Origin of the sequence: Enterobacter sp. AG326 (assembly GCF_004362415.1) — a bacterium.
Lineage (GTDB): Bacteria > Pseudomonadota > Gammaproteobacteria > Enterobacterales > Enterobacteriaceae > Enterobacter > Enterobacter asburiae.
The window spans coordinates 1,392,772-1,416,211 of record NZ_SNXG01000001.1 but is presented as its reverse complement, the minus strand read 5'-3'; the positions used below and the strand labels follow the sequence as shown (position 1 = coordinate 1,416,211).

19 protein-coding genes are annotated in these 23,440 nt (G+C 57.3%); 15 read left to right on the top strand and 4 right to left on the bottom strand.

Annotation, left to right across the window (positions count from 1 at the left end; all coding sequences use genetic code 11):
• Position 1: 1 nt before the first annotated feature.
• The 12 genes from pbpC to DFO52_RS06590 all read left to right on the top strand — a co-directional run bounded on the left by pbpC (position 2) and on the right by DFO52_RS06590 (position 14,674).
• A complete protein-coding gene (gene pbpC, locus DFO52_RS06645; protein WP_133549786.1) occupies positions 2–2,326 on the top strand; it encodes a peptidoglycan glycosyltransferase PbpC in 2,325 nt (774 codons plus the stop codon).
• 156 nt (positions 2,327–2,482) lie between these two features.
• Positions 2,483–2,914 (top strand): nucleoside-diphosphate kinase, encoded by a 432-nt coding sequence (gene ndk / locus DFO52_RS06640; protein WP_003860625.1) that lies wholly within the window; start codon positions 2,483–2,485, stop codon positions 2,912–2,914.
• A 169-nt stretch (positions 2,915–3,083) separates the two neighbouring features.
• Positions 3,084–4,250, top strand: a complete 1,167-nt coding sequence (locus DFO52_RS06635) for a bifunctional tRNA (adenosine(37)-C2)-methyltransferase TrmG/ribosomal RNA large subunit methyltransferase RlmN (RefSeq protein WP_014171168.1) — start codon at positions 3,084–3,086, stop codon at positions 4,248–4,250.
• A gap of 293 nt (positions 4,251–4,543) precedes the next feature.
• Positions 4,544–5,557 (top strand): cytoskeleton protein RodZ, encoded by a 1,014-nt coding sequence (gene rodZ / locus DFO52_RS06630; RefSeq protein ID WP_133549784.1) that lies wholly within the window; start codon positions 4,544–4,546, stop codon positions 5,555–5,557.
• Between the two features lie 26 nt (positions 5,558–5,583).
• Positions 5,584–6,702: a flavodoxin-dependent (E)-4-hydroxy-3-methylbut-2-enyl-diphosphate synthase gene (gene ispG / locus DFO52_RS06625; RefSeq protein WP_023308814.1), complete on the top strand. Its 1,119-nt coding sequence runs from the start codon at positions 5,584–5,586 to the stop codon at positions 6,700–6,702.
• A gap of 80 nt (positions 6,703–6,782) precedes the next feature.
• Positions 6,783–8,057, top strand: coding sequence for a histidine--tRNA ligase (gene hisS, locus DFO52_RS06620; RefSeq protein WP_133549782.1), 1,275 nt, complete (start codon positions 6,783–6,785; stop codon positions 8,055–8,057).
• A gap of 13 nt (positions 8,058–8,070) precedes the next feature.
• Complete coding sequence (locus tag DFO52_RS06615; RefSeq protein ID WP_029741660.1) at positions 8,071–8,691, top strand: YfgM family protein; 621 nt, start codon at positions 8,071–8,073, stop codon at positions 8,689–8,691.
• A 10-nt stretch (positions 8,692–8,701) separates the two neighbouring features.
• The gene (gene bamB, locus DFO52_RS06610; RefSeq protein ID WP_008502135.1) at positions 8,702–9,880 is read left to right on the top strand and encodes an outer membrane protein assembly factor BamB; all 1,179 of its coding nucleotides are present in this window, start codon (positions 8,702–8,704) and stop codon (positions 9,878–9,880) included.
• Between the two features lie 112 nt (positions 9,881–9,992).
• Complete coding sequence (der, locus tag DFO52_RS06605) at positions 9,993–11,465, top strand: ribosome biogenesis GTPase Der (RefSeq protein WP_023308811.1); 1,473 nt, start codon at positions 9,993–9,995, stop codon at positions 11,463–11,465.
• Positions 11,466–11,764: 299 nt separating this feature from the next.
• The gene (locus tag DFO52_RS06600; protein ID WP_029741661.1) at positions 11,765–13,309 is read left to right on the top strand and encodes a peptide MFS transporter; all 1,545 of its coding nucleotides are present in this window, start codon (positions 11,765–11,767) and stop codon (positions 13,307–13,309) included.
• Between the two features lie 58 nt (positions 13,310–13,367).
• The gene (locus tag DFO52_RS06595) at positions 13,368–14,402 is read left to right on the top strand and encodes a Gfo/Idh/MocA family oxidoreductase (RefSeq protein WP_133549780.1); all 1,035 of its coding nucleotides are present in this window, start codon (positions 13,368–13,370) and stop codon (positions 14,400–14,402) included.
• A gap of 50 nt (positions 14,403–14,452) precedes the next feature.
• Positions 14,453–14,674 carry a zinc ribbon domain-containing protein gene (locus tag DFO52_RS06590; protein WP_133549778.1) on the top strand — a complete coding sequence of 74 codons (222 nt, stop codon included), beginning with the start codon at positions 14,453–14,455 and terminating at the stop codon, positions 14,672–14,674.
• Here the strand turns inward: DFO52_RS06590 and DFO52_RS06585 are convergent.
• From DFO52_RS06585 to xseA, 3 genes are read right to left on the bottom strand one after another with little or no spacing between them, the layout of a single operon-like run.
• On the bottom strand, positions 14,671–15,021 hold the full coding sequence (locus tag DFO52_RS06585) for a protealysin inhibitor emfourin (RefSeq protein WP_006811517.1): 351 nt from the start codon (positions 15,019–15,021) through the stop codon (positions 14,671–14,673). The genes DFO52_RS06590 and DFO52_RS06585 overlap by 4 nt on opposite strands.
• Positions 15,022–16,041, bottom strand: coding sequence for a M4 family metallopeptidase (locus DFO52_RS06580; protein WP_133549776.1), 1,020 nt, complete (start codon positions 16,039–16,041; stop codon positions 15,022–15,024).
• A 58-nt stretch (positions 16,042–16,099) separates the two neighbouring features.
• Positions 16,100–17,473 (bottom strand): exodeoxyribonuclease VII large subunit, encoded by a 1,374-nt coding sequence (gene xseA, locus DFO52_RS06575; protein ID WP_133549774.1) that lies wholly within the window; start codon positions 17,471–17,473, stop codon positions 16,100–16,102.
• A gap of 159 nt (positions 17,474–17,632) precedes the next feature.
• On the opposite strand from xseA, the gene guaB reads away from it, so the two are divergent.
• Both guaB and guaA read left to right on the top strand, forming a co-directional pair.
• A complete protein-coding gene (gene guaB / locus DFO52_RS06570) occupies positions 17,633–19,099 on the top strand; it encodes an IMP dehydrogenase (protein WP_023333022.1) in 1,467 nt (488 codons plus the stop codon).
• 67 nt (positions 19,100–19,166) lie between these two features.
• Complete coding sequence (guaA, locus tag DFO52_RS06565) at positions 19,167–20,744, top strand: glutamine-hydrolyzing GMP synthase (RefSeq protein ID WP_006811514.1); 1,578 nt, start codon at positions 19,167–19,169, stop codon at positions 20,742–20,744.
• A gap of 57 nt (positions 20,745–20,801) precedes the next feature.
• Here the strand turns inward: guaA and DFO52_RS06560 are convergent, their stop codons facing one another.
• Positions 20,802–21,632 carry a MurR/RpiR family transcriptional regulator gene (locus tag DFO52_RS06560; protein ID WP_008502123.1) on the bottom strand — a complete coding sequence of 277 codons (831 nt, stop codon included), beginning with the start codon at positions 21,630–21,632 and terminating at the stop codon, positions 20,802–20,804.
• Positions 21,633–21,924: 292 nt separating this feature from the next.
• Here DFO52_RS06560 and DFO52_RS06555 point away from each other — a divergent pair, with 292 nt between their 5' ends.
• A complete protein-coding gene (locus DFO52_RS06555; protein WP_133549772.1) occupies positions 21,925–23,430 on the top strand; it encodes a CoA-acylating methylmalonate-semialdehyde dehydrogenase in 1,506 nt (501 codons plus the stop codon).
• Positions 23,431–23,440: the final 10 nt, after the last annotated feature.

The following is a 23,440-nucleotide window of genomic DNA, read 5'->3' as shown; positions in this document are numbered from 1 at the left end:
TATGCAAATGGCACGTCTGACACGCTCCCGCTGGCTATGGCTGGCGGGAGCGCTTCTCGTTTTATGGGGGCTGATCGTCGCCGCCGACCGCCTGTGGCCGTTGCCTCTGAAAGAGGTTAACCCCGCCCGGGTGGTGGTGGATGAGAAGGGCACGCCGCTCTGGCGTTTTGCCGATAGCGACGGTATCTGGCGCTATCCGGTTACGATTGAAGAGGTCTCTCCCCGCTATCTTGAGGCGCTGATCCAGTACGAAGATCGCTGGTTCTGGGATCATCCTGGCGTAAACCCGCTCTCTGTTCTGCGCGCCGCCTGGCAGGATCTCAGTTCTGGCAAAGTCGTCTCTGGCGGCAGTACGCTCACCATGCAGGTGGCACGCCTGCTGGACCCGCATCCGCGCACCTTTGGCGGCAAAGTTCGTCAGCTCTGGCGGGCGATGCAGCTGGAGTGGCACCTCTCTAAACGCGATATCCTGACGCTCTATCTCAACCGTGCCCCCTTTGGCGGCACGCTGCAGGGCGTTGGGGCGGCAAGCTGGACCTATCTTGGCAAACCGCCGTCGCAGCTCAGCTATTCCGAAGCGGCGCTGCTGGCGGTATTGCCGCAGGCACCCAGCCGCTTACGTCCGGACCGCTGGCCTGACCGGGCCGAGGCGGCGCGCAACAAAGTGCTAGACCGCATGGTAACGCAGGGCGTCTGGTCCGCGAAGCAGGTCATAGAATCACGGGAGGAGTCGGTATGGCTGGCGCCCCGGCAGATGCCGCAGCTGGCGCCGCTCTTTGCACGCATGATGCTAGGCAAAAGCCGCGACACTAAAATTGTCACCACGCTGGATGCCGGACTACAGCGGCAGCTGGAAGAACTGGCGATGAACTGGAAATCTCGCCTGCCAGCACGCAGCTCGCTGGCGATGATCGTCGTGGATCACACCGATATGAAAGTGCGTGGCTGGGTCGGCTCGGTGGATATTAACGATGACACGCGTTTCAGCCACGTGGATATGGTCAATGCGATCCGATCCCCGGGATCGGTGTTAAAGCCCTTTATTTACGGTATGGCGCTGGACGATGGCTTGATCCATCCCGCCTCGCTGCTCCAGGACGTTCCCAGAAAAACCGGTGATTATCGCCCAGGGAATTTTGATAGCGGGTTCCACGGACCGGTCAGCATGAGTGAAGCGCTGGTGCGCTCCCTCAACCTGCCCGCGGTACAGGTACTGGAAGCCTACGGGCCAAAACGGTTTGCCGGGATGCTGAGCAACGCGGGCTTGCCGCTGATCCTGCCCGCGGGGGCGCAGCCGAATCTTTCTCTGATCCTCGGCGGGGCAGGGGCGCGGCTGGCCGATATCGCCGCTGCCTACAGCGCCTTTGCCCGACACGGTAAGGCGGGAAGGCTGCGGTTACAGCCGGGCGATCCGCTGATTGAACGTCCGCTGCTGTCGAAAGGCTCGGCGTGGATTATTCGCCGTATTCTGGCGAACGAGGCGCAGCCGCTGCCGGATAATGCGTTACCGCAGCTCGCGCCGCTGGCGTGGAAAACCGGCACCAGCTACGGCTACCGCGATGCCTGGGCCATCGGTCTGAATGCCCGTTACGTGATTGGCATCTGGACCGGACGACCGGACGGCACGCCCGTAGCGGGGCAGTTTGGTTTCGCCAGCGCGGTTCCGCTATTAAACCAGGTCAATAATCTGCTTCAGTCGCGCTCAACGGTAGACGAGGCCCGCCTGCCGCGCGACCCGCGTCCGGAGAGCGTCGGGCGGGGCGTGATCTGCTGGCCGGGCGGCCAGTCGCTGCCGGAAGGGAGTGAAAACTGTCGGCGTCGCCTGTCGACCTGGCTGCTGGAAGGGAGTGAGCCGCCCACGCTGCTATTGCCCGAACAGGAAGGGATACGCGGCATTCGTTTTCCGGTCTGGCTGGATAAAACGGGTAAACGCGTGGCGGCAGATTGCCCTGATGCAACTGAAAAAGTCCTTGATGTCTGGCCGCTGCCGCTGGAGCCTTGGCTGCCGGCGACCGAGCGTCGCGAGGTACGGGTCCCTCCTTCATCAACCACCTGTCCTCCGCTGTCGCAGGACGCACCTGCGCCACTCATCCTGACAGGCGTGCGCGAAGGGGCCGTCATCAAACGTCTGCCGGGGGAATCCCGCGTTTCGCTGCCGCTTCAGGCGACCGGCAATAGCGGTGAGCGCTGGTGGTTTTTGAACGGTGAACCGCTGAATGTGAAGGGAAGAGTTTACACATTACTGCTTGATAAATCGGGCGATTATCAGTTACTCGTTATGGATGAGACCGGGCAGGTCGCGACGGTGAATTTTACGCTGCAGTGATCTGAAAACAGCTTTCAGATGTGAGCTGTTGCTAAAACTCGTCTTATTTTAAAAAAATGTTACCTGAATCCATAGGCAATGGCGCTATTGCTCATTATAATCCGCGCCACACCATACTCAGGTATGCAAAACAACAGAACATTGACAGAGGTTATCATGGCTATTGAACGTACTTTTTCCATCATCAAACCAAACGCGGTGGCAAAAAACGTTATTGGCAGCATCTTCGCTCGCTTTGAATCAGCAGGGTTCAAAATTGTTGGCACCAAAATGCTGCACCTGACCGTTGAGCAGGCTCGCGGCTTCTACGCTGAGCACGAAGGTCGCCCATTCTTTGACGGCCTGGTTGAGTTCATGACCTCCGGTCCAATCGTGGTATCCGTGCTGGAAGGCGAAAACGCAGTACAGCGTCACCGCGATCTGCTGGGCGCAACCAACCCGGACAACGCGCTGGCAGGTACTCTGCGCGCTGACTATGCGGACAGCTTCACCGAGAACGGCACCCACGGTTCTGACTCTGTTGAATCTGCTGCACGCGAAATCGCTTTCTTCTTCGCAGAAGGCGAAGTGTGTCCACGCACCCGTTAATTTAACGGTTTCGTTTACACATTATTTTCGTAAATGCCGCGTCCAAACGTGGCATCCCTGCGCCAGACTTTGTACAATGCAACGCCCCGGACGAGCAGACTGCTTTCCGGGGCGTTTCTATTCAACCCTCCATGGGCCATAACGTGTAACAACGAGGCCGGAAAATATTATGTCTGAATTAGTGAATACCTCCGAAGTCGCCATTCCTGCGGTTCCCAATAAAAATGGAAAAATCAACCTGCTGGATCTGAACCGTCAGCAGATGCGCGAGTTCTTTAAAGAGATGGGCGAAAAGCCGTTTCGTGCCGATCAGGTCATGAAGTGGATGTACCATTACTGCAGCGACAATTTTGATGACATGACTGACATCAACAAGGTCCTGCGCAACAAGCTTAAGGAAGTGGCTGAAATCCGCGCACCGGAAGTGGTGGAAGAGCAGCGCTCAGCGGATGGCACCATCAAATGGGCGATTGCGGTCGGCGATCAGCGCGTTGAAACCGTCTACATCCCGGAAGAAGACCGAGCCACGCTGTGCGTCTCCTCTCAGGTAGGCTGTGCGCTGGAGTGCAAATTCTGCTCAACCGCGCAGCAAGGCTTTAACCGTAACCTGCGCGTGTCCGAAATTATCGGCCAGGTCTGGCGTGCCGCGAAAATCGTGGGCGCGGCAAAAGTAACCGGTACGCGTCCTATCACCAACGTGGTGATGATGGGGATGGGTGAGCCGCTGCTGAACCTGACCAACGTCGTTCCGGCGATGGAAATCATGCTGGATGACTTCGGTTTTGGTCTGTCCAAGCGTCGCGTCACGCTGTCTACCTCTGGCGTTGTCCCTGCGCTGGACAAGCTGGGCGACATGATTGATGTTGCGCTGGCAATCTCCCTGCATGCACCAAACGACGAAATTCGTGACGAAATTGTGCCGATCAACAAAAAGTACAATATCGAAACCTTCCTCGCTGCGGTGCGTCGCTATCTGGAGAAATCCAACGCCAACCAGGGCCGCGTCACCATCGAGTACGTGATGCTTGACCACGTCAACGACGGTACCGAACATGCGCATCAGCTGGCTGAACTGCTGAAAGATACGCCATGTAAAATCAACCTGATCCCATGGAACCCGTTCCCGGGCGCGCCGTATGGCCGTAGCTCGAACAGCCGTATCGACCGTTTCTCCAAGGTGCTGATGGAGTATGGTTTCACCACCATCGTGCGTAAAACCCGTGGTGATGACATTGATGCAGCATGCGGACAGCTGGCAGGTGATGTTATTGACCGTACCAAACGTACCCTGCGTAAACGCATGCAGGGCGAGACGATCGCGGTTAAAGCTGTTTGATTATTATGCACTCACGGCGCATTATCTGCGCCGTGAAGCATACTCTTACTGAATAATCAGTCAGATTCGTGATGACTGAACAATAATTACGGTGCGTTTCATCCGACTTTCGGGCAGTATGTAACGACGTAACAACAGTTTAGCCGTACGGGCAGGGCTGTACTGTCATCTCCGGGCTGACAGTCTTATACTCTCTGTTCAAGGTTAACTGACCAGAAGTTTCGCGGTGCGGGTGGCGTTGTGACTCACCGGCACCTGAACCCTTATTTTTCACGTACCAGTAGTTGTAGCGAATGAATACTGAAGCCACTCACGACCAACATGAAGCACTCTCCACTGGCGTTCGTCTTCGCAACGCCCGTGAACAACTCGGACTCAGCCAGCAAGCCGTTGCGGAACGCTTGTGCCTGAAGGTTTCCACGGTTCGCGATATTGAAGAAGATAAGGCACCTGCCGATCTGGCTTCAACGTTCTTGCGCGGTTATATCCGCTCTTACGCAAAACTGGTGCATATCCCCGAAAACGAATTACTGCCAATGATGGAGAAGCAGGCACCGGTCCGTGCAGCGAAAGTTGCGCCGATGCAGACCTTCTCCCTGGGGAAACGTCGTAAAAAACGCGATGGCTGGCTGATGAGCTTTACCTGGCTGGTGCTGTTTGTGGTGATCGGTCTGACCGGCGCATGGTGGTGGCAAAACCACAAGGCCCAGCAGGAAGAGATTACTACTATGGCCGATCAATCCTCCGCCGAACTCAACCAGGCCGGAAGTGAGAACGGTCAGAGCGTGCCGCTGAATACCGACGGCGCAGCTTCCTCAAGCGAGCCACAGACCGCAGCGCCAGACGCGTCGGCGACCGATGCTGCACAGGCTCCGGTAGCAACGGCTAACACCGCTGCGCCGCAGGCTCAGGATCTAAACGCGGTTGTTGCCCCTTCTCAGGCTAATGTTGATACTGCGGCGAACGCGCCTGCGGCTACTCAGCCTGCAGACAATAGCGCAGCGAATCTGCCAACCAGCCCGGCAGGTACGGCGACAGCAGCCGATCCCAACGCACTGGTGATGAACTTCAGCGCCGACTGCTGGCTGGAAGTGACTGACGCGACAGGTAAAAAACTGTTCAGCGGCCTGCAGCGTAAAGATGGCACGTTAAACCTAACCGGCCAGGCTCCCTATAAACTTAAAATCGGCGCTCCGGCAGCGGTACAGATCCAGTATCAAGGAAAACCTGTCGACCTGAGCCGCTTTATCAGAACTAACCAGGTTGCACGTCTTACCGTTAATGCCGAACAATCAGCAGCACAGTAACAGACGGGCAACGCGGGAGATTTTTCATGCATAACCAGGCTCCGATTCAACGTAGAAAATCGAAACGGATTTACGTTGGGAATGTGCCAATCGGCGATGGGGCACCTATCGCCGTTCAGTCGATGACCAATACGCGCACCACCGATGTGGAAGCGACGGTCAATCAAATCAAAGCATTAGAACGTGTAGGCGCGGACATTGTTCGCGTCTCCGTCCCGACCATGGATGCCGCTGAGGCGTTCAAACTGATCAAACAGCAGGTCAGCGTTCCGCTGGTGGCTGATATCCACTTCGACTATCGCATCGCACTGAAAGTGGCCGAATATGGCGTTGATTGCCTGCGCATTAACCCGGGCAACATCGGTAACGAAGAGCGTATCCGCATGGTTGTGGACTGCGCCCGCGATAAAAATATTCCTATCCGTATCGGCGTTAACGCCGGTTCCCTGGAAAAAGACCTGCAGGAAAAATACGGCGAGCCGACGCCACAGGCGCTGCTCGAATCCGCGATGCGCCATGTGGATCATCTCGATCGTCTTAACTTTGACCAGTTTAAGGTCAGCGTAAAAGCGTCCGACGTGTTCCTGGCGGTTGAATCTTATCGCCTGCTGGCAAAGCAGATCGACCAGCCTCTGCACCTCGGGATCACCGAAGCGGGAGGCCTGCGCAGCGGCTCTGTTAAATCCGCGATCGGTCTGGGACTGCTGCTCTCTGAAGGGATCGGTGACACCCTGCGCGTCTCGCTGGCGGCCGATCCGGTCGAAGAGATCAAAGTCGGTTTCGATATCCTGAAATCACTGCGTATTCGCGCGCGTGGGATCAACTTCATTGCCTGCCCAACCTGCTCACGTCAGGAGTTTGATGTGATCGGGACGGTGAATGCCCTGGAGCAGCGTCTGGAAGATATTATCACCCCGATGGACGTCTCCATCATCGGCTGCGTGGTAAACGGTCCGGGTGAAGCGCTGGTGTCAACTCTGGGCGTGACCGGCGGTAACAAGAAAAGTGGTCTCTATGAAGATGGCGTTCGTAAAGATCGTCTGGATAATAGCGACATGATCGACCAGCTTGAAGCCCGCATCCGCGCCAAAGCCGCCATGATGGACGAAACACAGCGTATCAGCGTTCAGCAGGTTGAAAAATAACGTGATGGGAAGCGTGCCGCTTCCCATGTATGATTGAACCCATTCTTTGGGTTTTTTTTGTATATAGAAAGAGAATAAACGTGGCAAAAAACATTCAAGCCATCCGCGGCATGAACGATTATCTGCCTGGCGAAACCGCCATCTGGCAGCGCATTGAAGGCACACTGAAGCAGGTGCTCGGCAGCTACGGTTACAGCGAAATCCGTTTGCCGATTGTAGAGCAGACCCCGTTATTCAAACGCGCGATTGGTGAAGTCACCGACGTGGTTGAAAAAGAGATGTACACCTTTGAGGACCGCAACGGCGACAGCCTGACCCTGCGTCCGGAAGGTACGGCGGGCTGCGTACGCGCCGGCATCGAACATGGTCTTCTGTACAATCAGGAGCAGCGCCTGTGGTATATCGGCCCGATGTTCCGCCACGAACGTCCTCAGAAAGGTCGTTATCGCCAGTTCAATCAGCTGGGTGTGGAAGTCTTTGGCCTGCAGGGCCCGGACATTGACGCCGAACTGATTATGCTGACCGCCCGCTGGTGGCGAGCTCTCGGTATCGCCGATCACGTTTCCCTTGAGCTGAACTCTATCGGTTCTCTGGAAGCACGTGCTAACTACCGCGATGCGCTGGTGGCGTTCCTTGAACAGCATAAAGAGAAGCTGGACGAAGACTGCAAACGTCGCATGTACAGTAACCCGCTGCGCGTTCTGGATTCCAAAAACGCGGATATTCAGGCACTGCTGAACGATGCGCCTGCGCTGGGTGACTACCTGGATGAAGAATCTCGTGAACACTTCGCGGGCCTGTGCAAGCTGCTGGAAGCGGCAGGCATCGCCTATACCGTGAACCAGCGCCTGGTGCGCGGTCTGGACTACTACAACCGTACCGTGTTTGAGTGGGTGACCTCCAGCCTCGGTTCTCAGGGCACCGTATGTGCGGGCGGCCGTTATGACGGTCTGGTTGAGCAGCTTGGCGGTCGCGCAGCCCCGGCTGTTGGCTTCGCGATGGGCCTTGAGCGACTTGTTTTGCTGGTTCAGGCAGTTAATCCGGAATTTAAAGCAGATTCCGTTGTCGATATATACCTGGTGGCTTCAGGCGCGGAAACGCAGTCTGCGGCGATGCAGCTTGCCGAACGCGTGCGCGATGCGCTGCCGGGCGTTAAGCTGATGACCAACCATGGCGGCGGCAACTTCAAAAAACAGTTTGCTCGTGCCGATAAGTGGGGCGCAAGTATTGCACTGGTGCTGGGCGAGTCCGAAGTGGCTAACAGCGAAGTGGTGGTGAAGGACCTGCGCTCTGGTGAGCAGACAACGGTAACGCAGGACGGCGTTGCGGCGCACTTGCGCACTCTATTGGGCTAAGGAGAAGGACTGCGTGGAAATTTACGAGAACGAACACGATCAGGTCGACGCGATTAAACGCTTCTTTGTTGAAAACGGCAAAGCGCTGGTTGTTGGGGTTATTTTAGGTGTCGGTGCGCTGGTGGGCTGGCGTTACTGGAACAATCATCAGGCGGATTCCGCGCGCGGCGCGTCACTGTCTTATGAAACTACCGTTAGCGCAATTCGTGCCGATCAGCCGCAAACGCTGGCTGCGGCAGAAAAATTTGCGGCTGACAACAAAAACACCTACGGTGCACTGGCTGCGCTGGAAGTGGCTCAGCAGTACGTTGATAAGAACGAACTGGATAAAGCCGCTGCACAGCTCTCGCAGAGCCTTGCTGCGGCCAGCGATGAGAACCTGAAAGCGGTGATCAATCTGCGCCTGGCACGTATTCAGGTTCAGCAGAAGAAAGCTGACGATGCGCTGAAAACGCTCGATACCATCAAAGGCGAAGGTTTTGCTGCCATCGTTGCCGATCTGCGCGGTGAAGCACTGCTGAGCAAAGGTGACAAAGCGGGCGCGCGTAAAGCGTGGCAAGCTGGCGTAGAGAGCAATGCTTCACCTGCGCTGAGCGAAATGATGCAGATGAAAATAAATAATTTGTCCGTCTGAGAGGGACCCGATGCAATTGCGTAAATTACTTCTGCCAGGACTGCTTTCTGTTACGTTATTGAGTGGTTGTTCACTGTTCAGTGGCGAAGAAGACGTTGTGAAAATGTCCCCACTGCCGACGGTTGAAAACCAGTTTACCCCATCCACCGCGTGGGATGTCTCCGTGGGCAATGGGATTGGTGATTTCTATTCCAACCTTCATCCGGCGTATGCAGACAGCGTTGTCTATGCCGCTGACCGCAAAGGTACCGTGAAAGCGGTGAACGCCGATGACGGGAAAGAAGTATGGTCCGTTAACCTGGCGGAAAAAGACGGCTGGTTCTCCCGTAAACCTGCACTGCTGTCTGGCGGTCTGACCGTTGCCGGTGGCCATGTCTACGTGGGCAGCGAAAAAGCGCAGGTTTATGCGCTGAACAGCAGCGACGGTTCTATTGCCTGGCAAACAACCGTAGCGGGTGAATCCTTGTCTCGTCCGGTGGTGAGCGACGGCCTGGTGCTGATTCATACCAGCAACGGCCAGCTGCAGGCGCTGAACGAAGCTGACGGTCTGGTGAAATGGACCGTTAACCTGGATATGCCTGCGCTCTCTCTGCGCGGCGAATCCGCACCGGCTACCGCATTTGGTGCTGCCATTGTGGGCGGTGACAACGGTCGCGTGAGCGCAGTGCTGATGCAGCAGGGCCAGATGATCTGGCAGCAGCGTATCTCTCAGGCCACTGGCTCAACGGAAATTGACCGTCTGAGCGACGTAGACACAACGCCGGTCATCGTTAACGGTGTGGTTTACGCGCTGGCCTATAACGGCAACCTGACCGCGCTGGATCTGCGCAGCGGCCAGATTATGTGGAAACGTGAGCTGGGTTCTGTGAACGATTTCATCGTTGAGGGTAACCGCATCTATATGGTCGATCAGAACGACCGTCTGCTGGCGCTGAGCACCGAAGGCGGCGTCACGCTGTGGACGCAAAGCGATCTGCTGCACCGTCTGCTGACCGCGCCTGCGCTGTACAACGGTAGCCTGGTGGTCGGTGACAGTGAAGGGTATATGCACTGGATCGATCCGGATAACGGCCGCTTTGTTGCACAGCAAAAAGTCGACAGCTCTGGTTTCCTGACCGATCCGGTTGTGGCCGACGGCAAACTGCTGATTCAGGCAAAAGACGGCACGCTGTACGCGATCACGCGTTAATTACCCGGCGGTTGTAGTATACTAAACGGCTCCTGTTCACTCAGGAGCCGTTTTGACATTTTTAAAAACGCCGCGAAAGCGACGTTATTTTGAATTTTATGAGGCTTCAAACATGGTACCTGTGGTCGCGCTTGTCGGGCGCCCTAACGTTGGAAAATCCACTCTTTTTAACCGTTTAACACGCACCCGTGATGCGCTGGTTGCGGATTTCCCGGGGCTGACGCGTGACCGTAAGTACGGTCGTGCAGAGGTGGAAGGACGCGAGTTCATCTGTATTGATACCGGTGGTATTGACGGCACGGAAGACGGCGTCGAAACCCGCATGGCGGAACAGTCGCTGCTGGCGATTGAAGAAGCGGATGTGGTGCTGTTTATGGTGGATGCGCGCGCTGGCCTGATGCCGGCGGACTCCGCTATTGCCAAACACCTGCGTTCACGCGAAAAGCCGACCTTCCTGGTGGCGAACAAAACTGACGGCATCGATGCCGATCAGGCCGTCGCGGATTTCTGGTCTCTGGGCCTGGGTGAAATCTACCCGATTGCGGCATCGCATGGCCGTGGCGTGACCAGCCTGCTGGAAACCGTCCTTCTGCCGTGGGTTGACGAAGTAAACCCGCCGGAAGAAGTCGACGAAGACGCTGAATACTGGGCGCAGTTCGAAGACGGAGAAGAGGGCGAAGAAGAGCCTGAAGACGACTTCAACCCGCAGGATCTGCCAATCAAGCTGGCTATCGTGGGTCGTCCAAACGTAGGTAAGTCTACGCTTACTAACCGTATTCTGGGTGAAGAGCGCGTGGTCGTTTACGATATGCCGGGCACCACCCGTGACAGTATCTACATTCCTATGCAGCGCGATGAGCGTGAGTATGTCCTCATCGACACCGCCGGGGTGCGTAAGCGCGGGAAAATCACCGATGTGGTGGAAAAATTCTCCGTTATCAAAACCCTGCAGGCGATCGAAGATGCCAACGTAGTGCTGCTGGTCATCGACGCACGCGAAGGTATCTCCGATCAGGATCTCTCTCTGCTCGGCTTTATCCTCAATAGTGGGCGCTCACTGGTTATCGTGGTCAACAAGTGGGATGGCCTGAGCAATGAAGTGCGCGAGCAGGTGAAAGAGACCCTCGACTTCCGTCTGGGCTTTATCGACTTCGCCCGCGTGCACTTCATCTCTGCGCTGCACGGCAGCGGCGTGGGTAACCTGTTCGAATCCGTACGTGAAGCGTATGACAGCTCCACCCGTCGTCAGAGCACCGCGATGCTGACCCGCATCATGAACATGGCTGCAGAAGACCATCAGCCGCCGCTGGTGCGCGGCCGTCGCGTGAAGCTGAAATATGCCCACGCCGGTGGTTATAACCCGCCAATCGTAGTAATTCACGGCAACCAGGTGAAAGACCTGCCGGATTCCTACAAGCGCTATCTGATGAACTACTTCCGTAAATCGCTGGACGTAATGGGCACGCCTATCCGTATCCAGTTTAAGGAAGGGGAAAACCCGTTTGCCAACAAGCGCAACACCCTGACGCCAAACCAGATGCGTAAGCGTAAGCGTTTGATTAAGCACATTAAGAAAAGCAAATAAGCTTTGCCTGCTTCACGAAAGCCCGCGTTTATCGCGGGTTTTTTTTGCCCAATCATACAGCCGGTTTTCTCTGTGTGAAGTCAATCACTATTCACTTTTAACCAAGTTTAAATCTAAGAAAGTAGACAATCGTCGAATTTTCATCTTAAAGTCCAGGGTCCGGTACTAGACAAAACTAGCGCCTGGTTATCAAATGGTTAACTAACTTTTCGCCGCATGTAAAAAATCGGCCAGATACGTAACTGGCCGGCGTACCTGCTGGTGTTTACAAGCACGACGACATACCTTTCGGGAGAATTATGCAATCCACTGTTAATCAAAAAGAGAGCCGAACGTTCTTCGGCCATCCGTATCCGCTCGGTTCCCTGTTCTTCACCGAGATGTGGGAGCGTTTCTCGTTTTACGGCATCCGTCCGTTACTGATCCTGTTTATGGCCGCCACCGTCTATGACGGCGGGATGGGCCTGGCGCGTGAAAACGCCTCGGCGATTGTCGGTATCTTTGCCGGTACCATGTACCTGGCCGCGCTGCCGGGCGGCTGGCTGGCCGATAACTGGCTCGGTCAGCAGAGAGCCGTCTGGTACGGTTCGATCCTGATTGCGCTCGGACACCTGTCAATCGCGCTCTCTGCGGTAATGGGGAACAACCTGTTCTTTATCGGCCTGATGTTCATCGTGCTTGGCTCCGGGCTGTTTAAGACCTGTATCTCGGTGATGGTCGGCACCCTGTATAAAAAAGGCGACGCGCGTCGTGACGGCGGTTTCTCGCTGTTCTATATGGGCATCAACATGGGCTCGTTCATCGCGCCGCTGATTTCCGGCTGGCTGATCAAAACCCACGGCTGGCACTGGGGCTTTGGTATTGGCGGCATCGGGATGCTGGTGGCGCTGATTATCTTCCGCGTGTTTGCCGTTCCGGCGATGAAACGCTATGACGGCGAAGTCGGCCTCGACTCCACCTGGAACAGCCCGGTGGTGAAGCGTAACGGCGTGGGCGTTTGGCTGCTGGCGCTGGCAGCAGGCGTGGCAACGATCGTGACGCTGATTGCGCAGGGCGTGATTGTGATTAACCCGGTCGCGGTAGCCAGCGTGCTGGTCTACGTGATTGCGGCGTCCGTAGCCCTCTACTTCATTTATCTGTTTGTTTTTGCAGGGCTGAACCGTAAAGAGCGCGCCAGGCTGCTGGTCTGCTTTATTCTGCTGATCTCCGCGGCGTTCTTCTGGTCCGCGTTTGAGCAGAAGCCAACCTCATTCAACCTGTTTGCCAACGACTACACTAACCGCATGATTGGTGATTTTGAAATCCCGGCGGTGTGGTTCCAGTCAATCAACGCCCTGTTCATCATCCTGCTGGCACCGGTGTTTAGCTGGGCATGGCCGAAGCTCGCGAGCAAAAACATTCGTCCGAGCAGCATCACCAAGTTTGTTATTGGTATTTTGTGCGCGGCGGCAGGCTTTGGCCTGATGATGCTGGCGGCACAAAACGTGCTGAGCAGCGGTGGAGCGGGCGTATCGCCGTTCTGGCTGGTGGGCAGCATCCTGATGCTGACGCTCGGCGAACTGTGCCTGAGTCCGATTGGCCTGGCGACCATGACGCTGCTTGCGCCGGAAAGAATGCGCGGCCAGATGATGGGGCTGTGGTTCTGCGCCAGCGCGCTGGGTAACCTGGCGGCGGGCCTGATCGGCGGCCACGTGAAGGCCGATCAGCTGGATATGCTGCCGGATCTCTTTGCTCGCTGCTCCATCGCGTTGCTGATCTGTGCTGCGGTACTGATCGTCCTCATTGTTCCGGTGCGCCGCATGCTGGAAAATGCGCAGACTAAACCGGCAGCTAACGCCTCATAAACCTCGATCTTGCCGGGGCGGCGTTATGCCCCGGCAATTTACTCAACGAGGTAAGAACATGCTGTTAGGGTTTGTTGGTCTTGGCGCAGTCGTTGAAACAGCTTACCTGCCCGCAATACGAAAACGCTTTGATAATCTCCCTCACTGTCTGGGTTTTGATATCCAGCCCGTAAAACAGCCGGAGGGCGTAACGCGCTGTGCCACACTGGCTGAACTCCTCTCCCAGCCGCTTGATACCCTGTTTATTACCACGGCGTCGCTGCACCATCTTGAGGTGCTTGAACACGCTCTCGCCTCATCGGTTTCCCGCATCGTGGTTGAAAAACCGATTGTCGCCACGCTTCCCCAAATAGAAAAACTCAACGCGCTGCTGGCGAACCCCGACGCCGCCTCCCGCGTGCTGGCGCTCGATCACTGGATGACGCGCATCGAAACGGTGAAGCGGTCGCTTGTAGGCAGCATCTCTGACATCGTCAAAATCGACGGTTTTTTGCAGGAGCCGAGCGGATATAACGCTACAGGGGAGCCCATCGCGCTTAACTTTGCCACGGGAGAGCCGGACGCGCGTACGCTTCTCCACCCTGATGGCGTGATTCTGGATATCGGTACGCACGTGCTGGCGATGCTGCGCGAAACGGTGCGCTATCTGGGCGGGAATGATGAGATGACGCTGCGAGTCGTCACGGCTAAAGACCGCCTGGGTCGCGATATCGCAAAAGGCGACCTGACCACGGCGGAAGGCGAGGCGCATCTTCAGGGAAGCATCAGCGGCGTGCCGGTGGATATCTGGCTTAACAAATACGCGGGACCCGCAGGCGGGCAAAAAGGCTTACGGCTCTATTTGCGCGACGGGCGGACCATCAGCTACGACCGGCGCGGTGCTGAAGATGTACTGGAGCTGATAAATGGCAACACGCGACAATGCTGGGAAATCCCCGGTACGATCTACGAGCACTGTCTTGCAGAGCATATCCTGGGTGCCAACAGCCTGTTTGAGCGGGATCCGCAAGAGGTGAGCCGCACAACGCGCCGCAGGATAGAGGAAGTAACGCTGCTGCTGACGTTACAGCAGCAGCTGCGTGGCCCGCACTGAACGTAACGTGGTAAAATTACCGCAGACCTGAACGCTTTTAAGGAGTCACCATGACGATTACCTGCCCGGAATGCCAGGCACCGCTGGAGCCCCTGAACGGGGTAGCGCACTGCGACAGCTGTAATAAAGATATTGCGCTTGAAGCCCGCTGCCCGAAGTGCCATCAGCCACTCCAGGTATTAAAGGCCTGCGGGGCGGTGGACTATTTCTGCCAGAACGGCCACGGTCTTATCTCTAAAAAACGCGTGGAGTTTGTTCGGGCCGAAGGTTAATCGCAGACGCAGCCTTCGCCTTTCTGCCACAGCTCGACCAGCGACTCGGGCGCTTCCTGCTCGGGCACCAGCACGATGATATCGGCGTAGTGCGCCTGATTTTGCCCGGTCCAGATAATCTGGATGCGGAAATAGCGCTGGTCGCCGCTGCCGGGTGAAGAGGCTTGCCCGGGCGGCTGGCCGCGTGGAAAAGCCTGCTCCAGGATGCTCACCAGGCGCTGGCGCTGGGCCTCATTGAGCGACGAAAGCGCGATGGTGCGCTGTCCGCTCAGCTTGGGAATAAAAGCGACGCCGCCTTCCCGGGCCAGCTCAACCACGGCGTCATCCGTCAGTTCCGGAACCTGCATTTACAACACTCCCACCTGTTCCCAGGCTTGTTTAATGGCCGCACCAGCGTCGCTGCCGGAGCGTTTCTCTCCGTGCGCGATCGTCAATTTTGCGAAGGCCTCAAAATCCGCATCCTGCGCCAGTTTGCGATCGCAAACCGTGTCGTACCAGGCATAACCCGCTTTTTCCCAGGCGTAGCCGCCGATCGCTGTCGCGGCCAGATAAAATGCCCGGTTGGGGATGCCGGAGTTCAGGTGCACGCCGCCGTTATCCTCGCGCGTTTTAATGAAATCTTTCATGTGGGCAGGCTGCGGGTCTTTGCCGAGCAGAGGATCGTCATAGGCGGTGCCGGGTTCAGACATCGAGCGCAGCCCTTTGCCGTTGATCCCTTTCGCCAGCAGCCCTTCGCCAATGAGCCAGTCAGCTTTATCGGCGGTTTGCTTCAGATGGTACTGTTTAACCAGCGAGCCAAACACGTCCGACAGAGACTCGTTCAGCGCGCCCGACTGTTCAAAATAGATAAGCCCGGCTTCGGTCTCGGTCACGCCGTGGCTCAGCTCGTGCGCCACCACGTCGATGGCGATGGTAAAGCGGTTAAATATTTCCCCGTCGCCGTCGCCAAATACCATCTGCTGTCCGTTCCAGAAGGCGTTCTGATATTCCCGACCGTAATGCACGGTGCCGGTCAAAATAAGCCCTTTATTATCGAGCGAATCACGCTGATATTCTTTCCAGAAGAAATCATGGGTGATACCTAAATAGTTATAGGCTTCATCCACCGCCACATCGCCGTTCGACGGCTGGCCTTCGTAACGCACCTGGGTACCCGGCAGCTCCTGGGTCTGCTTCGCGTCGTAAATATCGCGCTCCAGCTGCCCGGCTTTATTCACGTGCGGCGCGGCGGGTTTGCCGGGCATGTGGGCCATCAGCGTCTGGACATGAGTTAACGTCTGACGGGCACAGCGCTGCTGCGGTTCGGAGCCGCTTTCGATAATACGACGAAGAATATAAGGGGGAATAACGCTACGAAGATGGGGCATGCTGCTCTCCTTATTAAAAAAGGGAATAGCAGCAGTATAGTAAGTAACCGGCGAAGAATTATCCGGTTTTACGCTGACGCGTCTTTTTCACCGGTTTAATTGATTTCACTTCGCTTTCTACCCAGCCGTCTGAAAGACGCGTCGTCAGCACATCGCCGGTATTCACCTGTTTGGTCTGCTTCAGCACTTTGCCGTCCGTCGCCGTCGTCACGCTATAGCCGCGCGCCAGCGTGGAGAGGGGGCTGACTGCTTCAAGATGTGTCACCGCATTGCCAAAACGTTCGCGGGTGGTGCTCAGGCGCGCCCGGACAGTTTCCGCCAGACGATACTCTAGCTGCTGGATCCGCGTTTGCGCGCGATAAATTTTCGGCTGCGGGTTCTGCTGATTCAGGCGCTGGGTTACGCGCTGCTGGCGCGATACCGCGCGCTTGAGCTGCGCGTCCACCGCAACGCTCATGCGCTGACGCAGGCGCTCAAGCACGGTCTGCTGACGCGCCAGACGCAGCTGCGGATGCTGCTGCTGAAGACGATGATGAAGCTGGGTAAAGCGGCGGGTACGGTTGGCAATGAAGTAATCCATCGCCATCTCAAGGCGCTGCTGGCCGTTCTGAATCTGACGCAGCAGCTCCAGCTGGTTGCGGCTGACCACTTCCGCCGCCGCCGAAGGCGTAGGCGCGCGCAGATCCGCGACGAAATCCGCAATCGTCACGTCCGTTTCGTGGCCGACGGCGCTCACCACGGGGATAAGGCTTGCAAAGATTGCCCTCGCCACGCGCTCGTCGTTAAAGCTCCACAGGTCTTCCAGCGAGCCGCCGCCGCGCCCGACGATTAATACGTCGCACTCCTGACGGGCGTTCGCCAGCTCAATGGCGCGAACTATCTGTCCCGGCGCATCGTCACCCTGAACGGCGGTCGGATAGATGATGACGGGCAGGGAAGGATCGCGACGCTTCAGCACGTGCAAAATATCGTGCAGCGCCGCACCGGTTTTCGAGGTGATGACCCCAACGCAGTGGGCGGGGGAGGGCAGCGTCTTTTTGTACTGCTGGTCGAACAGCCCTTCGGCAGAGAGCCTGGCTTTTAGCTTTTCATACTTCTGCTGCAGCAGGCCTTCACCCGCAGGCTGCATGCTCTCGACGATAATCTGATAATCGCCGCGCGGCTCATACAGGGTGATATTGGCGCGAACCAGAACCTGCTGGCCGTGCTGAGGGCGAAACGTCACGCGGCGGTTGCTGTTGCGGAACATGGCGCAGCGCACCTGAGCGGTGTCGTCTTTTAAGGTAAAGTACCAGTGACCGGAGGACGGCTGCGTGAAGTTAGAGATCTCACCGCTGATCCAGACCTGCCCCATTTCCTGCTCAAGCAGCAAACGCACCGTCTGATTCAGGCGGCTGACGGTATAAATTGAGGGGGATTGAGAGGATAACATGTGAGCGGGATCAAATTCTAAATCAGCAAGTTATTCAGTCGATAGTAACCTGCTGAGAGGTGAGCGCAAGCATTTTTTTTAAAAAAGTGTGGATGCAATCGGTTACGCTCTGTATAATGCCACGGCAATATTTAACCACCCAGGTCAGAGATATTGCCCATGCTACGTATCGCTAAAGAAGCACTGACGTTTGATGACGTCCTCCTCGTTCCCGCTCACTCCACCGTTCTGCCGAATACTGCCGATCTCAGCACGCAGTTGACGAAAACCATTCGCCTGAACATTCCTATGCTCTCTGCGGCAATGGACACCGTGACTGAAGCGCGCCTGGCTATCGCCCTGGCACAGGAAGGTGGCATTGGCTTTATTCACAAAAACATGTCTATCGAACGTCAGGCCGAAGAAGTTCGCCGCGTGAAGAAACATGAATCCGGCATCGTGTCTGACCCACAGACCGTTCTGCCAACTACCACGCTGCACGAAGTGAAGGCCCTGACCGAACGTAACGGCTTCGCCGGTTACCCGGTTGTGACCGAAGAGAACGAACTGGTCGGTATCATCACCGGTCGTGACGTGCGTTTCGTGACTGACCTGAACCAGCCTGTCAGCGTCTACATGACGCCAAAAGAGCGTCTGGTTACCGTTCGCGAAGGTGAAACCCGCGACGTGGTGCTGGCAAAAATGCACGAAAAACGCGTTGAAAAAGCGCTGGTTGTTGACAGCAGCTTCCACCTGCGCGGCATGATCACCGTTAAAGATTTCCAGAAAGCAGAACGTAAGCCTAATGCCTGTAAAGACGAGCATGGCCGTCTGCGCGTTGGCGCTGCGGTTGGCGCAGGTGCCGGTAACGAAGAGCGCGTTGACGCGCTGGTTGCTGCGGGCGTTGACGTCCTGCTGATTGACTCCTCTCACGGCCACTCCGAAGGCGTTCTGCAGCGTATTCGTGATACCCGTGCTAAATACCCTGACCTGCAGATCATTGGCGGCAACGTGGCCACTGGCGCAGGCGCTCGCGCGCTGGCTGACGCTGGCTGCAGCGCGGTGAAAGTGGGTATCGGTCCTGGCTCTATCTGTACTACCCGTATCGTCACCGGCGTGGGCGTTCCGCAGATCACCGCTGTGTCTGACGCGGTTGAAGCGCTGGAAGGCACCGGTATTCCGGTTATCGCTGACGGCGGTATCCGCTTCTCTGGCGACATCGCCAAAGCGATCGCCGCGGGTGCAGCTGCAGTTATGGTAGGCTCCATGCTGGCCGGTACCGAAGAATCCCCGGGTGAAATCGAACTCTACCAGGGCCGTTCTTACAAATCTTACCGCGGTATGGGCTCCCTGGGCGCGATGTCCAAAGGTTCCTCTGACCGTTACTTCCAGACTGATAACGCCGCAGACAAACTGGTGCCGGAAGGTATCGAAGGTCGCGTTGCCTATAAAGGCCGTCTGAAGGAGATCATTCACCAGCAGATGGGCGGCCTGCGCTCCTGTATGGGTCTGACCGGCTGTGGTACCATTGACCTGCTGCGTACTAAAGCGGAATTCGTACGCATCAGCGGTGCGGGTATCCAGGAAAGCCACGTTCACGACGTGACGATCACCAAAGAGTCCCCGAACTACCGTCTGGGCTCCTGATAAGTTTCCGCGCCCGGCTTCTGCCGGGCGCTCTGTTTTTGTTTCACTTGCCTCGGAATTAGCGTCAATGACGGAAAACATTCATAAACATCGCATTCTCATCCTGGACTTCGGTTCTCAGTACACTCAGCTGGTGGCGCGTCGCGTACGTGAACTGGGCGTTTACTGTGAGCTGTGGGCGTGGGATGTCACGGAAGCACAGATTCGCGAATTCAATCCAAGCGGCATCATCCTGTCCGGCGGCCCGGAAAGCACCACCGAAGAGAACAGCCCGCGCGCGCCGCAATACGTATTCGAAGCTGGCGTGCCGGTATTCGGCGTTTGCTACGGTATGCAGACCATGGCAATGCAGCTGGGCGGCCACGTCGAAGGCTCTAACGAGCGCGAGTTTGGCTATGCGCAGGTAGAAGTCGTCACCGACAGCGCGCTGGTGCGCGGTATCGAAGACTCCCTGACCGCAGACGGCAAACCGCTGCTGGACGTGTGGATGAGCCACGGCGACAAAGTTACCGCCATCCCGTCTGACTTCGTGACCGTTGCCAGCACCGAAAGCTGCCCGTTCGCCATCATGGCGAACGAAGAAAAACGCTTCTACGGCGTGCAGTTCCACCCGGAAGTGACCCACACCCGTCAGGGTATGCGCATGCTGGAGCGCTTCGTGCGTGACATCTGCCAGTGCGAAGCCCTGTGGACCCCGGCTAAAATCATCGACGACGCCGTTGAGCGTATCCGCCAACAGGTTGGCGATGACAAAGTGATCCTCGGCCTCTCCGGCGGCGTGGACTCCTCCGTGACCGCGATGCTGCTGCACCGCGCCATCGGTAAAAACCTGACCTGCGTCTTCGTGGACAATGGTCTGCTGCGTCTCAACGAAGCCCAGCAGGTTATGGACATGTTCGGCGACCACTTCGGTCTGAACATCGTTCACGTGGAAGGCGAGCAGCGCTTCCTGGACGCGCTGAAAGGCGAGAACGATCCGGAAGCGAAACGTAAGATCATCGGCCGCGTGTTCGTTGAAGTGTTCGACGAAGAAGCGCTGAAGCTGGAAGACGTGAAGTGGCTGGCGCAGGGCACCATCTACCCTGACGTGATCGAATCCGCGGCCTCTGCAACCGGTAAAGCACACGTCATCAAATCTCACCACAACGTGGGCGGCCTGCCGAAAGAGATGAAGATGGGCCTGGTTGAACCGCTGCGCGAGCTGTTCAAAGACGAAGTGCGTAAGATCGGTCTGGAACTGGGTCTGCCGTACGACATGCTCTACCGTCACCCGTTCCCGGGTCCGGGTCTGGGCGTGCGCGTGCTGGGCGAAGTGAAGAAAGAGTACTGCGACCTGCTGCGTCGCGCGGACGCGATCTTCATCGAAGAGCTGCACAAAGCTGACCTGTACAACAAGGTAAGCCAGGCGTTCACCGTGTTCCTGCCGGTTCGCTCCGTCGGCGTAATGGGCGATGGCCGTAAGTACGACTGGGTTGTTTCCCTGCGTGCGGTGGAAACCATCGACTTCATGACCGCGCACTGGGCGCACCTGCCGTATGACTTCTTAGGCCGCGTGTCTAACCGCATCATCAACGAAGTGAACGGTATTTCCCGCGTAGTGTATGACATCAGCGGTAAGCCACCGGCTACGATTGAGTGGGAATGATTTCCCGCTGAATTAACAACCAAACCCTCTGCCTGTGCAGGGGGTTTTTTTATTGCCTTACTTCCCCTCTCCCAACCGATACGCCAGCGCCACCACCAGCGACTGCACCAGGCACAGCGTCGCCGACTGGGAGCGAAACGCATCCACCTGCGCCTCTTTCACTACAAAGCAGAGATCGCTGAACGTCGCCAGCGGGCTTATCTGGCTGTCCGTAATCACAATCTGCCGCGCGCCAACGCTGGCGGCGGTTTCGCTGACCATCACCGTCTCTTCCGCGTACGGCGAGAAGCTGATCGACACCACAATGTCGCGCGCCTTAATGCGGCTGATCTGCTCGCGCAGCATGCCGCCCATGCCGTCGAGCAGGATAGGGCGACACTCGAGGTGGCTCAGGGCGTAGGTCAGATACGCGGCAACGCTAAAGGAGCGGCGCAGCCCGGCGATGTAGATGGTGTCGGCGTCAGCCAGCAGCTGTACCGCGCGCTCCAGCATTTCCGGCTCGGCGCGGGCGGCCAGCTGCTGCAGCGCCTGCGCGTTCGAGCGGGCAAACTCCTGCAGGATATCGAGCGGCGTTTCCGGCACGGCCTCGCTCTCCATCTCGCGGAACAGTCGGGCGCGGTCGCTGTAGCTGGCGGTCTCCTCCACCAGGTTCATGCGAAACAGCTGTTTCATTTCGTTGAAGCCGGTGAAGTCAAAGGCGTTGGCAAAGCGGATCAGCGTCGAAGGCGGCACGTCGGCGCGCTCGGCAATGACGGCAACCGTATCAAAGGCCACGCTGTTGGTGTTGTCCAGCACGTAGCGGGAGACCTGCTGCAGCCTCTTGCTGAGGCTATCGTAGCGATCGCGGATTTGCTGCTGCAGTTCGTTCAGGCTGGTTGCTGTCGTCATCTTATCCCCCAAATACAGTCTTATGATTCTAAACGCAAAACCGCGTCTTTTAAATGTCGGCCATCCATCTGGCAGCAAAAATGAAACAGAAACTTCAGTCATTTCCTCGCCCGAAATTCCTTAATAGCGCACGCTGCGTCAGTGTTGTTGCCTGTTAACATAAAAATCCATCCGTGATCACAATAATCATCATTTATTTTATTTCAACTTAAAATGGAATATTTGTTTCATATATAGTGTTCAGTACACAGTGTTCAGGTAACAGTCACGTATCAACAGCGAGAGGTTAAGGATGGAGACGGTAGCGAATTTTATTCACGGCGAATGTGTCACCGGTTCAGGCCAGCGCGTTCAGGCGATCTTCAACCCGGCCACCGGCGAGCAGATCCGCCAGGTGGTGATGAGTACGGCGCGGGAAACCGAGCAGGCGATTGCCGCCGCGCAGCAGGCGTTGCCGGCCTGGGCGCGCCATGCTCCGCTGAAGCGCGCGCGCGTGATGTTCCGCTTCAAGGCGCTGCTGGAGGAGAACATGGATCGCCTGGCCCGCATCATCAGCGAAGAGCACGGCAAGGTCTTCTCCGACGCGGTGGGCGAACTGACCCGCGGCCTGGAGGTGGTGGAGTTTGCCTGCGGCATTCCGCATCTGCAAAAGGGCGAACACTCGGCGAACGTCGGCACGGGCGTCGACAGCCACTCGCTGATGCAGCCGCTCGGGGTCTGCGCCGGGATCACGCCGTTTAACTTCCCGGCGATGGTGCCGATGTGGATGTTCCCGATTGCGCTGGCGACCGGCAACACCTTCGTGCTGAAGCCGTCGGAAAAAGATCCTTCTCTGGCGCTCGCGCTGGCGCAATTGCTGAAAGAGGCCGGCCTGCCGGACGGCGTGTTCAACGTGGTGCAGGGCGATAAAGAGTCCGTTGACGTGCTCCTGGCCGACCCGCGCGTGCAGGCGGTGAGCTTTGTCGGCTCTACGCCGATTGCGGAATACATTTACCAGACCGCGTCCGCCCACGGTAAGCGCTGTCAGGCGCTGGGCGGCGCGAAAAACCACTGCATCCTGATGCCGGACGCCGACATGGAGATGGCGACCAACGCCATCATGGGCGCGGCCTACGGCGCGGCGGGGGAACGCTGCATGGCGCTCTCGGTGGTGCTGGCGGTGGGGGATAAAACCGCCGATGACCTCTGCGCCCGGCTGGAGAAACAGATTGCCGCGCTGCGCGTCGGGCCGGGCCTGGACCAGTCGCCGGAAAACGAAATGGGGCCGCTCATCTCCTCTGTGCACCGCAGCAAGGTGCTGGGCTACATCGACAGCGGGGAAGCGCAGGGAGCAAAACTGCGCGTGGACGGTCGCGGCTTCAGCGTGAAGGGCCACGAGCAGGGCTACTTCGTCGGGCCGACGCTGTTCGATAACGTCACTCCTGAGATGACCATCTATAAAGAAGAGATCTTCGGTCCGGTGCTTTCTGTGGTGCGGGTAGCAGATTACGCCAGCGCGGTGGATCTGATTAACCGCCATGAATATGGTAATGGCTCGGCGATCTTCACCCGCGACGGCGGCTGCGCGCGCCGCTTCTGCGAAGAGGTGCAGGCGGGCATGGTGGGGGTCAACGTGCCGATCCCAGTGCCGATGGCGTTCCACAGCTTCGGCGGCTGGAAGCGCTCGATTTTTGGCGCGCTCAACGTCCACGGCAACGACGGCGTGCGCTTTTACACCCGAATGAAAACCATCACCGCGCGCTGGCCGGAAATGCAGCAGGAGACAGGCGCTGCGTTCTCCATGCCGACGCTGGGCTGACAGGAGGTTT